This window comes from Pseudoalteromonas sp. K222D, assembly GCF_017653575.1.
GTDB classification, from domain to species: domain Bacteria; phylum Pseudomonadota; class Gammaproteobacteria; order Enterobacterales; family Alteromonadaceae; genus Pseudoalteromonas; species Pseudoalteromonas nigrifaciens.
The window spans coordinates 212,098-226,390 of record NZ_JAGGDL010000002.1; the positions used below are offsets into that span (position 1 = coordinate 212,098).

12 protein-coding genes are annotated in these 14,293 nt (G+C 40.0%); 9 read left to right on the forward strand and 3 right to left on the reverse strand.

Features of this window, described 5'->3' with window-relative positions:
• Positions 1–24: 24 nt before the first annotated feature.
• Both J5X91_RS02455 and J5X91_RS02460 read left to right on the forward strand, forming a co-directional pair.
• Positions 25–306: a YcgL domain-containing protein gene (locus J5X91_RS02455; protein ID WP_179806791.1), complete on the forward strand. Its 282-nt coding sequence runs from the start codon at positions 25–27 to the stop codon at positions 304–306.
• Positions 299–1,315, forward strand: a complete 1,017-nt coding sequence (locus J5X91_RS02460; RefSeq protein WP_208834002.1) for a lytic murein transglycosylase — start codon at positions 299–301, stop codon at positions 1,313–1,315. Before J5X91_RS02455 ends, J5X91_RS02460 begins: the two co-directional genes overlap by 8 nt.
• A 64-nt stretch (positions 1,316–1,379) precedes the next feature.
• Here the strand turns inward: J5X91_RS02460 and J5X91_RS02465 are convergent, their stop codons facing one another.
• Positions 1,380–1,925: a MarR family transcriptional regulator gene (locus J5X91_RS02465; RefSeq protein WP_058375105.1), complete on the reverse strand. Its 546-nt coding sequence runs from the start codon at positions 1,923–1,925 to the stop codon at positions 1,380–1,382.
• Between the two features lie 225 nt (positions 1,926–2,150).
• Between J5X91_RS02465 and adhP the strand changes: the two genes are divergently transcribed.
• Positions 2,151–3,161: an alcohol dehydrogenase AdhP gene (adhP, locus tag J5X91_RS02470; RefSeq protein ID WP_011330135.1), complete on the forward strand. Its 1,011-nt coding sequence runs from the start codon at positions 2,151–2,153 to the stop codon at positions 3,159–3,161.
• Positions 3,162–3,234: 73 nt separating this feature from the next.
• Here adhP and J5X91_RS02475 read toward each other — a convergent pair whose 3' ends face one another.
• On the reverse strand, positions 3,235–5,655 hold the full coding sequence (locus J5X91_RS02475) for a TonB-dependent receptor (RefSeq protein WP_208834003.1): 2,421 nt from the start codon (positions 5,653–5,655) through the stop codon (positions 3,235–3,237).
• A gap of 292 nt (positions 5,656–5,947) precedes the next feature.
• Positions 5,948–7,219, reverse strand: a complete 1,272-nt coding sequence (locus tag J5X91_RS02480) for an amidohydrolase family protein (RefSeq protein WP_208834004.1) — start codon at positions 7,217–7,219, stop codon at positions 5,948–5,950.
• Positions 7,220–7,376: 157 nt separating this feature from the next.
• Here J5X91_RS02480 and J5X91_RS02485 point away from each other — a divergent pair, with 157 nt between their 5' ends.
• The 6 genes from J5X91_RS02485 (at position 7,377) to J5X91_RS02510 (ending at position 14,287) form a co-directional block, all read left to right on the forward strand.
• Positions 7,377–9,230 (forward strand): DUF885 domain-containing protein, encoded by a 1,854-nt coding sequence (locus J5X91_RS02485; protein WP_208834005.1) that lies wholly within the window; start codon positions 7,377–7,379, stop codon positions 9,228–9,230.
• 93 nt (positions 9,231–9,323) lie between these two features.
• On the forward strand, positions 9,324–9,836 hold the full coding sequence (locus J5X91_RS02490) for a YcgN family cysteine cluster protein (RefSeq protein WP_011330139.1): 513 nt from the start codon (positions 9,324–9,326) through the stop codon (positions 9,834–9,836).
• Positions 9,836–10,348, forward strand: coding sequence for an RNA methyltransferase (locus J5X91_RS02495; RefSeq protein ID WP_011330140.1), 513 nt, complete (start codon positions 9,836–9,838; stop codon positions 10,346–10,348). Before J5X91_RS02490 ends, J5X91_RS02495 begins: the two co-directional genes overlap by 1 nt.
• Before the next feature lie 279 nt (positions 10,349–10,627).
• Positions 10,628–12,517, forward strand: coding sequence for a methyl-accepting chemotaxis protein (locus J5X91_RS02500; RefSeq protein ID WP_208834006.1), 1,890 nt, complete (start codon positions 10,628–10,630; stop codon positions 12,515–12,517).
• 103 nt (positions 12,518–12,620) lie between these two features.
• Positions 12,621–13,235, forward strand: coding sequence for a DsbA family protein (locus tag J5X91_RS02505; RefSeq protein ID WP_179806786.1), 615 nt, complete (start codon positions 12,621–12,623; stop codon positions 13,233–13,235).
• Positions 13,236–13,534: 299 nt separating this feature from the next.
• Positions 13,535–14,287: a DUF3450 domain-containing protein gene (locus tag J5X91_RS02510; protein ID WP_011330144.1), complete on the forward strand. Its 753-nt coding sequence runs from the start codon at positions 13,535–13,537 to the stop codon at positions 14,285–14,287.
• Positions 14,288–14,293: the final 6 nt, after the last annotated feature.

Genomic DNA, 14,293 nt, shown 5'->3' on the forward strand with positions numbered 1-14,293 from the left:
TAAGCAAGAATTTATAGGGCCATAATGCTCACTGCGGTATATAAAAGTAAGAAAAAAGCGGATAGCTTCTTATTTGTTGAAAAAAGAGATGATTTTACTAAAGTTCCGGAACCTTTAATGGCTATGTTTGGTCAACCTAAATATGTGATGCTGATAAACCTAGCAAAACGTGAGGTGTTAGGTACAGCTGATTTAGAAACCGTAAAAGCAGCATTGACAGAAAAAGGGTATTATTTACAAATACCGCCTCCGCAAGAGAATCTGTTAAGCCAATTGCGAAAAGAAAACGGAGCCGAGAATGATTAAAAAATTAGCCATAATTTTATGTGGAGTATGTTTAAGCACATCTGTAATGGCAAAAACCCAAGCTGAATTTCAAACATATTTAGACGCTTTAAAGCAAGAAGCAATTGCAAAGGGTTACGACAGCCAGCTTATTGATCAAGCATTTGCTGGTGCAAGCTATAAAGAAAAAATAGTATCTGCTGATAAAAATCAGCCAGAAGTCAAAGAAACGCTTGAAACCTATTTACCTAAACGTGTACCGCAATGGAAAATTGATCGTGCTCGTAAATTATACGCCGAAAATCAAGAAGTGCTGGAAAAAGTAGCTAAAGACTTTGGCGTGCAAGCGCGCTTTATTGTGGCAATTTGGGGCCTTGAAAGTAACTTTGGTGCTATACAAGGTGGTCATAATGTAATTTCATCGCTTGTTACGCTCGCATTCGATGGTCGCCGCGAAACCATGTATAAAAAACAGCTTTGGGCTGCGCTTGATATTTTAAAGTCAGGGCACATTACCCTTGACAAGTTTAAAGGCTCTTGGGCAGGTGCTATGGGGCAAACGCAATTTATGCCAACTTCATTTAACGCTTACGCGGTTGACTATAATAACGATGGTCGCAAAGATATTTGGACGACCAAAGAAGATGCATTCGCCTCTATTGCTAATTACCTAAAGCAAGAAGGTTGGAACGACTCGCTTACATGGGGTCGCCAGGTTAAGTTACCAGAAAATTTTGACAGTAAATACGTGCTAGTGCGTGGTACTAAAACGCGCAAGCAATGGTTAGAATTTTGGAATGATTCAGAACGTTCATTAGCAGATTGGCAAGCACTAGGTGTGCGCCGTGCAGATGGTAGTGATCTGCCAAATGTAGATGTGCGAGCAGCGTTGGTAATGCCAGATGATATGAATGGTCGTATGTACTTAGCCTACGATAACTATAAAGTATTTATGCACTGGAATCGCTCATACTACTTTGCTACCAGTGTTGGCTACTTGTCAGACAGAATTGGCTATCCAAAAATATAATACAGATTAAATAAGTATCTAAAAAAAGCCGCAATTGCGGCTTTTTTTAGATTTTGGGTTTAACTTACTCTTTTTTGAATATTTTATCTTTTAAATCAATTACCTTACCGATACCAGAGCCTAACTTCATTAGCTTATTAAGTTGCTCAGGAGTTAAACGCTGTAGCTCAGACGACCATTTAGTCACTGTTTCAAGCAAGTTATGAATTTCGCCCATTTGTTTTTGTGCGTAAAGTTCATCTTCGTTGTTTGCAGTGTCTAACAGGTTATCGCGCAGTAAGCTTAGAGTAGGCTCTACTTCGCGCTTTTTACGTTCTTCGAACACCCGGTTAGCCATGTCCCAAATATCACCCGCAGGGGCATAATATTCTTTTCTGTCGCCAGGAATATGTTGTACTTTAATTAGCTGCCACGATTGCAGTTCTTTAATGCCCATACTGACATTACCGCGTGAAATACTGAGGGATTCTGCAATTTGGTTCGCGGTCATCGGATTTTTAGTAATAATCAATAAGCCACACATTTGTCCAATAGTACGATTGAATCCCCAGCGGCTACCCATTTCACCACAGTGCATTACAAAGGAAAAATTTTTGTCGGATAAACTCATAACTTCTTAATTTTTAGTAATTTCAGAAACTAATGCTAGCACGCTTATTGAGTATGGCAAGGTCTTACAGCGAGTTAAGCAATTACTGTCAGACTAAAGTTTGATTTAGATTAATAATCACTCAGCTATATTGGTTTAAGTTGTAATGGGTATAAAGCAATGACGTTTATTTTTAATACACATTAATACTTATTTTATAGGTATTACTTAAACGATGGAATGATTATGAAAGCTGCAATTAATAATGAATTTAAAGGTAAATTACAGATAATAGACATGCCTATCCCAGAGGTTGGCATAAATGATGTACTAGTAAAAATAGCGGCCTGTGGGGTGTGCCATACCGACTTACACGCATGTCATGGCGATTGGCCTGTTGCACCTAAAATGCCTTTAGTGCCGGGCCACGAAGGCGTAGGTGTAATTGAAAAGGTTGGTAGCAATATTAAACACCTAGAAGTAGGCGATCGCGTTGGTGTGCCTTGGCTTTACAGTGCATGTGGGCATTGTGAGTTTTGTTTAGATGGCAGAGAAACCCTGTGTTTGTCACAACATAATACCGGCTACTCTATAGATGGTAGTTACGCCGAATATTGTTTAGCACACGGTGACTACGTAGTAAAAATACCCGAAGGGCTTGGCTTTTCAGAAGCCGCGCCATTATTTTGCGCTGGAGTAACCACGTATAAAGCACTTAAAGTGTCAGGGGCTAAACCCGGGCAATGGGTTGCTATTGTGGGAGTGGGCGGTCTTGGGCATTTAGCTGTACAGTATGCTAAAGCAATGGGGTTTAATGTTATAGCAGTTGATACCGGCAAAGAAAAACTAGCGCTGGCTAAAGAGCTTGGCGCAGATATTACTCTCGACTTTAAAGAAGTGGTCCCCAGTGAAGCCATTTTTGAACAAGTAGGCGGCGCGCATGCAGTCGTGTGTACTGCAGTTTCAAAGCCTGGTTTTGAGCAAGCTTATAAAAGTGTACGCCGTGGTGGTAAGTGTGTGTTAGTTGGTTTACCGCCAGAGGATATGCCATTACCTATTTTTGACACAGTATTAAATGGTGTGTCAGTTGTGGGCTCTATTGTAGGTACTCGAAAAGATTTACAAGAGTGCTTAGAATTTGCAGCACAAGGTAAAGTAAAAGCAATTATTGAAGAAAAACGCTTAGAGGATATTAACGAAATTTTTGACGATATGCTTAAAGGCGAAATTAACGGTCGTATAGTTGTTACTATTTAACGGTTAAAAAAGGCAATTAAAGGCGTACATATTAAGTATGTACGCCTTTAATTATTTTAGTGACAAATCCTAGTTAAAGTGTGTAGCTAAAACTCAATTTAGCATTGCGCTCTTGCCCAGGCATACCGCCTAAAAACATGGCTTTAGAGTAATAATGCTTATTAAATAAATTATTAAGATTTAGCTGCATATGCCATTTATCAGTTGTGTACGAAATGGCAGTGTCATAAATTGTATAGCTAGGTACATAACCATCCGGAATCGAAAACGAGCTAGAGTTAGTGCTGCGGTTATCTACAAAAGTAATACCGCCGCTAATATTTACTGCCTCTGGTAAATTAAACATGTTTGCGTAGTAAGTTACCCAAGTGCTGGCAGTTACATAGGGCACACCTTTTTGGCGAGTGTCAAAACTGCTGCTATTAGGATTACTTTGATCGCGCGCATCTTGGTATACGCCGTTGACGTTTATTTTCCATTTATCGTTTAAGTAAGCGTTTAAATCAAGCTCCACACCTTTGGTTTCTTCTTTACCATTATAAAAGCTTTCAACTACACCCTCTGCAGATACACCCGCTTCATAAAGAGGATTAGCATACTCTAAATTAGTTCGTGCACTTTCAAATACCACAATAGACGCTAATAACTGATCGTCAAAGGTCTTAAAGCGAAATCCTAAATCGTTACTTAACGATTCAGAATCTTCTCTGTCGGTTTCATTACCACTTACAGAGCCTAAAACACTGTAGGCTGTACGCCCTTTAGAATGATTAACAAATATCGAAAAATCTTCAGTTGGCTGATAAGTTGCACCTAAATTATAGGTTAAACCACTGTCTGATGTATTTGCCTCAGGTGTTGGGTTTGCAAGGCTTGAACTGTAGCGCTCATCTACACCTAAATGCTCGTAACTTTGTTTAATACGGTTATAGGCAACCCCAATACGTGTAGTAAGGGCTTCATTAATATAACTTACATGTTGAATACCTAGCCCCCATGCTTGTACTTTTTTATTGTAGTCACTTGTTTTAAGCGGATCGTAATCTTCAAAGTTACCCGTTGGCCAGTTAGGCTCTCGTATATCGTAAATGTAGGGCAGAGTGCCTTGGTAAAGTAAGTTACCGTCGCTATCGTTGATCACTTTATCGGCATCATAAATAGAGTATTGTTTAAAGCCAATATCTCTATCTTCATAATTAGCGTTTACTAATAACTCGTTGTCTATATCGGCTACTGAAAAGTCGTAACGCAAATCGGCAAAGTACTGCCACGACTTCTCGTCGGCCTCCACTTGTCGATACTCTTGGCGGCGTGCTGCAAACGGGTAAAGTACACCGTCTTCAACTAGTGGCGCGCGCGGATCTTGATTTATTACTCCACTGCGGGTTGAATACACGTAATTATAAGCCCCGGTTTGACGAGCAAAGCTTGAGGTGTAATTACGATACTGCAATTGTTGATTCAAAAACAAATCATCGGTAATAAAGTAGTTGTGGGTTAATTTAAAACGCAGCTCCTCACCTTCGTTATCTTTAGCCATAGGTGAAATAATACCATTAGTACCAAAGCTGTAAGGCGTTAAACCATCTGAAGACGATAATGAATTTGCAAGCTCAATGCGCTGCGCTTCAGATAATTGCAAGCCATTGCCAGACGGATCATTTACTAAATCAGCACCGGTTACTTGATCTGACGTTAGGCCATTTACCGAATTTGCATCGTAAATACGAATAGGGTGACCAATTGAATCCACTGCAATGGCATCTTTAATGTAGGCCGCGGAGAGCATAATATTTTGTTTGTTATCGAATACATATTTAAGCGAGGTATAAATTTCGTCGCGATCTTCTTTTAAGTCACGAAAGCCGGCACTTGAAGCTGTTTTAGCCATGACCCTGTAGGCTAAATTATCGGTTATAGCATTGGTGCTATCAATCGAAAGTGCATAACTATCCCACTGGCCAAGCTCTACGCCCACTTTATGTTTTTCGTTAAACTCAGGCTTTTTTTCAATTAGGTTTATTACGCCACCAGCGCTACCTATGCCATATAAACCAGTAGCAGGGCCTTTTAGTACTTCAACCGATTCAACATTAGTAAGTGAACGAGTCGGGTTAAAGGTATTACCTAGCCCAGCACCGCCATACATACCGTCGTAGGTGTAATTGGCATCTAAGCCGCGAATAACTAAATTATCGCCAATACCGTAGTTATTGCCGGCTTGAGTTAAACCACTTACGTTGCGTACTAAATCTTGCAGGCTATTAACCCCTTGTGATTCAATAAGTTCACGGTCAATAATAACCACAGGAGCTGGGGTTTCCATTAACGACATGTTTGACTTAGTAGCTAAGCCAGAGCTCATAACAACACGGTTTTGTTTTTCGTAAACGCTAATGCGCTCTATGTTGTCTTCAACTTTTATGTCATCGGCAAAGGCTAATTGTGCATTTAAACAAGCAAGGGTAAGTAAAGAATATTTAAAGTTATGCATATAATGGTAAGTATTCGTATTTAACAAGTTGCGTGAATGATAATGGTTATCGTTATTAAAATAAATAAAAAGTTCAAAAAAAACTTTAATAACAATCTGTTTGCTGTTTTTTTAAGCGTGTTGAAATTGGTAAGCGTAACTTATGCTTTTTAAATGTACGATTAGCTTTTCAGCCTAAGTTGGCCAAAGTTTCAGCTATAAATTGTTTAGGCATAAAAATTATTTAGACTTAAATTAAAGGCCCGCTATAAATTAAAAGCGGGCCTTATGTAGAGCTATCTAAAAAGAGTTACTAATTTTTGTAAACTACCCCTGCCTTCATTACAAAAGGAATGTGCTCAAGTGTTGCAATATTTTTAAGCGGATTGCCTTTTACTGCAATAATATCGGCTGCAAAGCCGGTTTTAAGTTGGCCTAACTGCTTATCCATTTTTAATAGCTTTGCGCTATTTACAGTAGATGCTTGAATTGCTTGCAGTTCAGTCATACCAAACTCAACCATGCGAGAAAACTGTTTAGCATTATCGCCATGCGGGTAAATAGCAGCATCGGTGCCAAATACCATGTTTACGCCGGCGTTCACTGCACGTTTAAAGCTATCACGCTGTACTTTAGATACTTGGCGTTCTTTATCTAGGTTTTCCTCATCTACGCCATTTTGCTCACCAAAACTCAGTGTATATTCGGTATTGTAAATATCCATTGAAAGCCAAGTACCATGATCTTTAGCTAATTTAATTGCCTCGTCATCTAAATAACTGGCATGCTCTACGCTATCAACACCGGCTTTAATTGCGGTTTTTATACCATCTGTACCATGAGCATGCGCGGCTACTGGTAAGTCGCGAAGGTGCGCTTCATCTACAATGGCTTTCATTTCTTCAAACGAGTACTGCTGTGCGCCCAATTTAGTCCCTTTTGAAAATACTCCCCCTGTGGCACAAAATTTAATGGCGTTGGCGCCGTATTTAATATTTTCGCGCACTTTAACGCGTACCGCCCATGGACCATCGGCAACGCCTTGCGAGGTATATTTAAGCTCAGGTGGCAAACGGTTGTTATCACAATGGCCGCCGGTAATACCTAAAGAGGGGCCTGCTGCCCAAATACGAGGGCCAATTATATCGCCTGCGTTAATTCCATCGCGTACTGCAATTACGCTGTAACCTTCTGCGCCTACGTTGCGCACGGTAGTAAACCCAGCTTCAAGGGTTTTTTTCGCAAAGTACGCTGCTTTTACAGCCATACGCGGTACCGATTGTCCTACACGGTCACTGCGAGGTACCGTTGGATCGCTGGTTAAATGCACGTGCATGTCCATTAATCCTGGCATAAGTGTCAGTTCAGGCAGCTTAATATGTTCATCTCCTTTATTAAGCTTAGGCGTTTTATTGCTATCAATAGCGGTGATCACGCCATTATCTATGGTAATAAGGGGTGACTGTATTAACTTACCACTTTGAACATCAAGCATTGCCTTAGCAGATACATAAGTAACAGCATAGGCATTTATACTGTTTAAACATAAAAGTGCGATAGAAGCAGACAGTAGTTGTTTTTTCATATTAGGGGGTCTTTTATTAGTATTTTAAATTAACTCGACTTTACCAAGCTAAGCACAAACTGCAAATAAATAGCGATGGCTGTTATCTATCGTAATTTCTTTATTTAGTTGATGTAACTACGCATACTCGATAAGTAAATTTTAACAAGGTATCAGCATGAAATTAATAAACTTGGCGGTTATAGCCAGTGGTGTACTGCTTGCTTTAAGTGGTTGCACTAATATAAATAAAAGTAAGCATGAAAGTAACACCACCAGTAGCCACGCGCAATTGAGCATGGCTAATACTGCCAAAGCAGTGGTGTCAGAGCTTTCAGCACAACAACAGCTTGATGTACTGGTAGCTCAATATTACGATGAATCGCTTATGTTTAGCCCTCTCAGTGCCACTTACAATGGCCGTAATGAGTTTAATAACCAATTTACGCCTGTTATTTCATCGGCTAGCCGTGATAAAAAAGCCGCTTTTTATAAAAAATATCAACAGCGCTTATCACTTATAGATAAAGAGCAGCTAGTAGGACAAGCATTATTAAGCTTTGAAATATTAACCCAAGACTTAGCGCTTAAGCTTGAAGGAATGCAATACCCAGATTATTTACTGCCAATTAATCAAATGGCAGGGGCACATAACACCTTTGCTGGTTTTGGCTCGGGACAAAGTGCACAACCTTTTAATACAGTTGAAGATTACAGCAACTTTTTAGCCCGAAGTGAGGGCTTTATTAATTGGCTTGTAAGTGTGCAAGAATCAATGGCGCAAGGCATAAAGCTTGGCGTAGTGTTACCAAGGCCACTGGCTAAAAAGCTGCAACCACAATTTGCAGCCCATGTGGTAACTGACGCTGAAGACTCACTATTTTGGGCGCCAATTAAAAACTTCCCAGAGTCGTTTACAGCACAGCAAAAGCAACAAATTACAGCACAATATAGAAAATTGATTATAGAGCGTTTAGTACCTGCATATAACAGCATGAGCGAGTTTTTAGCTAATCAATATATTCCTAATAGCCGAGAAAGTGTTGGTTATAGCGATTTACCTAACGGTAAAGCGTGGTACGAATACCAAATTAAAAAACACACTACGCTTAGTTTATCTGCCAACGAAATTCATGATATTGGTTTAAGTGAAGTAGCGCGTATTTTATCGCAAATGAAAAAAGTAAAAGAAACAGTTGGCTTTAAAGGTGACTTATCTGCATTTTTTGACCACTTACGTGATTCGGACGAATTTTATTACAACACGCCGCAAGAGTTAATAGCGGCATACGAAAACGTAAAACAAAAAATTGATGCGCGTTTGCCACTGCTTTTTAACATAGCACCAAAAGCGCCATACGTTGTAAAAGCAGTAGAAGCTTACAGAGCACAGTCGGCTGCGGGCGCATCTTATGCGTCTCCAGCACCAGATGGCTCTCGCCCAGGTGTTTTTTATATTAATACCTATAACTTAAAGGCGCAGGCTAAGTTTTTACTCGAAACGCTCTCGATTCACGAAGCAGCACCTGGGCATCACTTTCAAATAGCATTACAGCAAGAAATAGATGGCCTGCCAGATTTTCGTAAATTTGGTGGCTACACCGTATTTGCCGAAGGTTGGGCGTTGTACGCTGAAAGTTTAGGGAAAGAGCTTGGCTTATTTACCGACCCGTATATGTGGTATGGGCGTTTATCAGATGAGCAATTACGCGCTATGCGTTTAGTACTCGACACAGGTTTTCATGCAAAAGGCTGGACGCGTCAGCAAGGTATTGATTACATGCTAGCTAATTCGTCTATGGCTAAAAGTGATGTAATAGCCGAAGTTGAGCGTTACATAGCATGGCCAGGCCAAGCGCTGTCATATAAATTAGGAGAGTTTAAAATTAGTGAGCTGCGCGACTACGCACATAAACAGCTAGGTAATAAGTTTGATATTAAAGCGTTTCACACGCAAATACTCATAGATGGCGCATTACCTATGCCAATTTTAGAACAGAAAATAAAGCGCTGGGTTAAATCAGTACAATAATGCTTAGGCAAAGCCCTTACCTGCAAGGTATTGGCTTTGCGCCATTTGCAGCAATACGGTAGAATGCGCGCTCTTTAGGGGCGCGAGTACATTATGTTTGATCAACAATTAGCAAATACACAATTTTGGCTTGAAAAAAGCCTAAGTGACATGAACCAAAATGAATGGGAAGCCATTTGTGACGGCTGCGGGAAATGCTGCTTAAATACCTTTATTGATAGCGAAGATGAAGATGAATTTACCGCCACCGATCAGCTACGCGAAGGTGAGCAGTTAATATTTACTAATATTGTGTGTCAGTATCTTGATAATAATACCTGTGGTTGTAGCGAATACGAAAATCGTCAAACGCTGGTACCATCTTGTGTAAAACTTACCAAAGAAAACCTCAAAGATATCTTTTTTATGCCACAAAGTTGCAGCTATCGCCGTTTGCACGAAGGGCGAGGGTTGGCCTCGTGGCATCCGCTGTTAAATAATGGCGACAAAACAAAAATGCATCAGCAGGGCATTTCGGTAAAAGACAAAACCGTAAAAGATTGCGACGTTAAGCTCGATGACTTTGACCTATATATTGCAGAGTGGCCAACCAAGGATAGTGATTAATGAGCAAGCAACAGGCTGTTATTGGTTTATTAAATCCCAAAAGCCCAACTAATGTGGGCGGTGTATTACGTGCTGCAGGTTGCTACGACGCACAGCAGGTGTTTTTTACCGGAAACCGTTATTTAAATGCACAAAAGTTTCATACCGATACAAAAAATGTGGTTGAGCGAATTTCACTAACTGCCACCGATAATTTAGAAAAAGTAAAGCCACAAGGTGCCACGGTTGTGGTTATTGAGCTAATTGAAGGTGCAACGCCACTGCCTGAGTTTACCCACCCAGAAAACGCATTTTATGTGTTTGGCCCAGAGGATGGCTCAGTGTCTAAAGACGTTTTAAAGTGGGCCGACGAAGTCGTGTATATTCCTACTATTGGCTGCATGAACCTCGCCGCCACTTGTAACGTGGTGCTATACGACCGTTTAGCAAAACTAGGCGGCGTAGAGAGCAGCGATACTACAATTATTAATTCGCGCGATACCAATAATAAAATGAAATGGGAAAAAGCATAGCGCTTTAGTCGCTGTGCAGCGTATTTTAAAACGATATAAATCTCCCGCAGTTAAGCGCCAATCAGTAATAAGCCTCGCAAGGGGCTTGTATTTTTAAGTACACAATTTAAACAACACACCTTAATCTCCCCGATCCTTCTAAGTTCATGAATAATCATAATTAAGCCTTTATTACTGTTTTAGCTCTTTTGTTGCTCGTAAGCTTTAATAACTAAGACATTTAGTTAAATATTTGCTAAAACTGTAGGTGCTAATAATAACAATTAAAAAAGGGCACTTATGCTTGGCTCGTTAAAATTTACCTCTAAGGTCACTATTGCTGCATCACTGGTATTAGTGTTGGTACTTGGTGTTTTTACAATTAATAACTATGTATCTATGCGTAATCAAACCGAGCAGCAACTTGCTCTCGTACTGCAACAAAGTTCAGAATCTGTTTCGCAAAACATTGCTAATTGGCTAAATGACAAACTGGCAATTGTTATTGCCATAGCAAAAACGCACCAATCTGGTGATAGCAAAGCGCTTACCCTTACACAGCTTAATACCGCTGAGTTGGCCGGAAACTTTAAAAATACCTATATTGGTAAATCCAATGGCGTGTTTATATTAAACGATCAAAGCGTAGTATTGCCCGCTGATTTTGATGCCACGTCTCGCCCTTGGTACAAGCTAGTAGAAAACAAAGAAAATACTGCCTTTACTACCCCTTATATAGATGTAACCAGCAATGAACTTACTATATCTGCGGTTGTGCCGATGCAGCAAAATGAGCAGTTTATTGGTGTAGCGGGCGCCGATATAGAAATGAGCATTATTACAAAAATTATTAACGATATAGATTTTTTAGGCTTAGGTTACGGCTTTTTAATTGACAGTAACGGCCAAGTGTTAAGCCACCCTAACAGAGCACTTAATTTAAAAAATACTACTGAGTTATTTGGTACCCACACTGCTTTGCAAAGCGAATTTACAGAGTATCAAGTGGCAGGGCAAAGTAAGCTTATATCGTATACAAAAATACGCGGTATAGAAAACGTTGACTGGTACTTAGGCGTTGTAATCGATAAAGATAAAGCCTTTGCTAGTGTATCGGCCTTTGGTAAAACGGCCGCTATATATATGCTTATTGGTATAGTTGTTATCATTATTATGATGCAACTATTATTGCGCTATTTAATGCGCCCAATGCAGCGATTAAACGACGCTATTAAAAACATTGCCCAAGGTGAAGGCGACCTAACGTGTAGATTAGAAGTTGAAAATGAAGACGAATTCGGCGAGTTAAGTCATTCTTTTAATTTATTCATTGAAAAAATACAGCACTCTATTGAGCAAGTAAAGCACACCACAGAGTCATTAGATGTGGCTATTTCGAGTTTAGTGGCGCAAACCGACTCAACATTATTAATGTACGAAGACCAAACTAAACGTACCGACAGTGTAGCTACCGCTATTAATCAGTTTTCTGCCACCGCAATGGAAATATCAAACAGTGCTGAGCGTGCCTCTAAGTTAGCTAAAAATGCCGATCAGCACTCAGCGCAAAACCAGCAAACACTCAGTAATAATGTGGCCAGTATTCATCAGTTATCAAAAAATATGGAACAGGCACAGCAAACTATTAATAGCTTAAACGTGCATACAGCCAGTATTGGCCAAGTGCTTGAGGTAATTAAAGGGGTAAGCGAGCAAACAAATTTACTGGCCCTTAACGCTGCAATAGAAGCTGCACGGGCTGGTGAAGCTGGGCGAGGTTTTGCTGTAGTTGCTGATGAAGTTCGTCAATTAGCGCACCGAACCCAGCAATCAACCCAAGAAATAGAAGACACCGTAAGCCAATTACAAAAAGGCTCTAATTTAGCGGTAGAACTAATGAAAACCAGTTTAAGCGACAGCGAAACAAGCGTGCAACAAGCCGATGCAGTAGGTGTTGTAATGCAGCAGATTATAGATGCAATACAAAAAATTAGCGATGCGAATCATGTTGTAGCTAGTGCAACCGATGAGCAAAATCAGGTTGTTAAATCCCTCGATTCAGACATTCACAATATTAGTGAGCTTTCAATACAGGGCAAAGCTAATTTAAACCGTACCTTGGATGAATGCACCAAGCTTAAACAACAATTTAGCGATTTAGAGCGTATGGTTAAAAAGTTTAAAGTTTAAATTTTAAAAACAAACGCTAACAACAGTTTAGCTATTAATCATTATAGTATGTGTAAATGTTGGTGGCTTACATTAAGCACGAGCTGTTAATACGGAGGAGCAAATGGCTCAAAGTAAACTTGTTTATGTACACGACCCTATGTGCAGTTGGTGCTGGGGTTATGCGCCGAGCTGGCTTAAGTTAAAAGCCGCTCTTGAGAGTAAACTAGTAGTTGAATACAAAGTTGGAGGGCTTGCTCCTGACAGCCAAGATCCCATGCCACAAAACATGCAAGATATGCTACAAAACACCTGGCATAAAATAGCAGCGCAATTGGGCACTGAGTTTAATTTTGATTTTTGGCGCAACTGCCAACCAAGGCGCTCAACGTACCCGGCGTGTAGAGCGGCGCTTATTGCGCGTAAAGCGGGCAAAGAAAGTGCAATGGTTGCAGCCATTCAGCAAGCTTACTATTTAAATGCTCAAAACCCCTCAGATGAAAGCACATTAATTAGCTTAGCCGAGCAAATAGGTTTAAATAAAGCGCAGTTTGCAAATAGGCTTCAATCAAAAGAGCTTAATGATGAGTTAATTGCAGAGCTTAATTATGTACATAGTTTGCCCATTCAGGGTTTTCCATCTTTAGTGCTTATTAATGACAATAAAGTGCACCCAATAGCAATAAACTACACCGACTGGCAAAAAACATTAAATCAAATTAATGCTATTTTAAGCTAAATAGCCTGAACTCAGGTTAAGTATTGCTAAATTATGCGTGTTTGGCTGCCAAACACTCATTCCCCCTTATAACACTTGTTACACAGCACTCCTTACACAACCCCTTGCACAGCCCCCTTAGACAGGCTATTTATTAACGCTGTCATAAAAGCGACTTCTTTGCGCAACATGCTTGTCATTTTTCATCTATACACTTTCGCTCATTGAAAATATTTAGTTTTTAATTGTTTGTATTAAACGTTTAAAGCTAACAAAAACAAACTAGCAAATCTGCTAACTAACGAGTAAAGGTGTATGCGATGAAAGGCGTTAAACCATTAATTATAGCTGGTATTGTGGCCGCAAGTGCCGCTGTACACGCAAACGATTTAAATAAGGTTATTGATAAAAGCAGTGAAATTACTAAATCGGCTGCGCAATCACAAACAAAAATAGACAAGATTGCAGATTCAATGCAAGGGCGTCTGCAACAGTTTAAAACTCTTAATAAAGAAATTGATGGTTTAGCTGTGTATAACGCTCAGCTTACAAAACAGTTAAATAACCAAATTGCAGAAATGCAATCGATGAATCTCTCTATGGATCAGGTTTCAATTATTGAGCGTCAAATTACGCCACTAATGATGCGCATGATCACCGGCCTTGAACAGTTTGTATTACTCGATGTGCCATTTTTAAAAGACGAGCGTGAAAAGCGTTTAACCTCTTTAAAAGCCATGATGGAACGTGCCGATATTACCTCTAGCGAAAAGTTCCGCCGCGTACTCGAAGCCTACCAAGTAGAAGTTGATTATGGTCGCACTATTGAAGCTTACAGCGCACTGCTTGAGGTAAATGGTAAAGAGCGCGAAGTTGACTTTTTACGCATTGGTCGCTTAGAGCTCATTTACTTAACCCGTGATAGTAAATTAGCAGGTAGCTGGGATACACAAACAAAAACGTTTGCAGCACTTCCAGACTCAACCATTAGCCAAATTAATAAAGGTTTACGCATTGCGCGTAAGCAACTTGCCCCAGATATGTTAACTCTGCCAGTTCACGCAGCACGATAAGAGGCC

Excerpts from the sequence above, each read along its gene's own strand:
- J5X91_RS02455 (WP_179806791.1), top strand. The coding sequence starts at position 25 with ATGCTCACTGCGGTATATAAAAGTAAGAAAAAAGCGGATAGCTTCTTA.
- J5X91_RS02460 (WP_208834002.1), top strand. The coding sequence starts at position 299 with ATGATTAAAAAATTAGCCATAATTTTATGTGGAGTATGTTTAAGCACA.
- J5X91_RS02465 (WP_058375105.1), bottom strand. The coding sequence starts at position 1,925 with ATGAGTTTATCCGACAAAAATTTTTCCTTTGTAATGCACTGTGGTGAA.
- adhP (WP_011330135.1), top strand. The coding sequence starts at position 2,151 with ATGAAAGCTGCAATTAATAATGAATTTAAAGGTAAATTACAGATAATA.
- J5X91_RS02475 (WP_208834003.1), bottom strand. The coding sequence starts at position 5,655 with ATGCATAACTTTAAATATTCTTTACTTACCCTTGCTTGTTTAAATGCA.
- J5X91_RS02480 (WP_208834004.1), bottom strand. The coding sequence starts at position 7,219 with ATGAAAAAACAACTACTGTCTGCTTCTATCGCACTTTTATGTTTAAAC.
- J5X91_RS02485 (WP_208834005.1), top strand. The coding sequence starts at position 7,377 with ATGAAATTAATAAACTTGGCGGTTATAGCCAGTGGTGTACTGCTTGCT.
- J5X91_RS02490 (WP_011330139.1), top strand. The coding sequence starts at position 9,324 with ATGTTTGATCAACAATTAGCAAATACACAATTTTGGCTTGAAAAAAGC.
- J5X91_RS02495 (WP_011330140.1), top strand. The coding sequence starts at position 9,836 with ATGAGCAAGCAACAGGCTGTTATTGGTTTATTAAATCCCAAAAGCCCA.
- J5X91_RS02500 (WP_208834006.1), top strand. The coding sequence starts at position 10,628 with ATGCTTGGCTCGTTAAAATTTACCTCTAAGGTCACTATTGCTGCATCA.
- J5X91_RS02505 (WP_179806786.1), top strand. The coding sequence starts at position 12,621 with ATGGCTCAAAGTAAACTTGTTTATGTACACGACCCTATGTGCAGTTGG.
- J5X91_RS02510 (WP_011330144.1), top strand. The coding sequence starts at position 13,535 with ATGAAAGGCGTTAAACCATTAATTATAGCTGGTATTGTGGCCGCAAGT.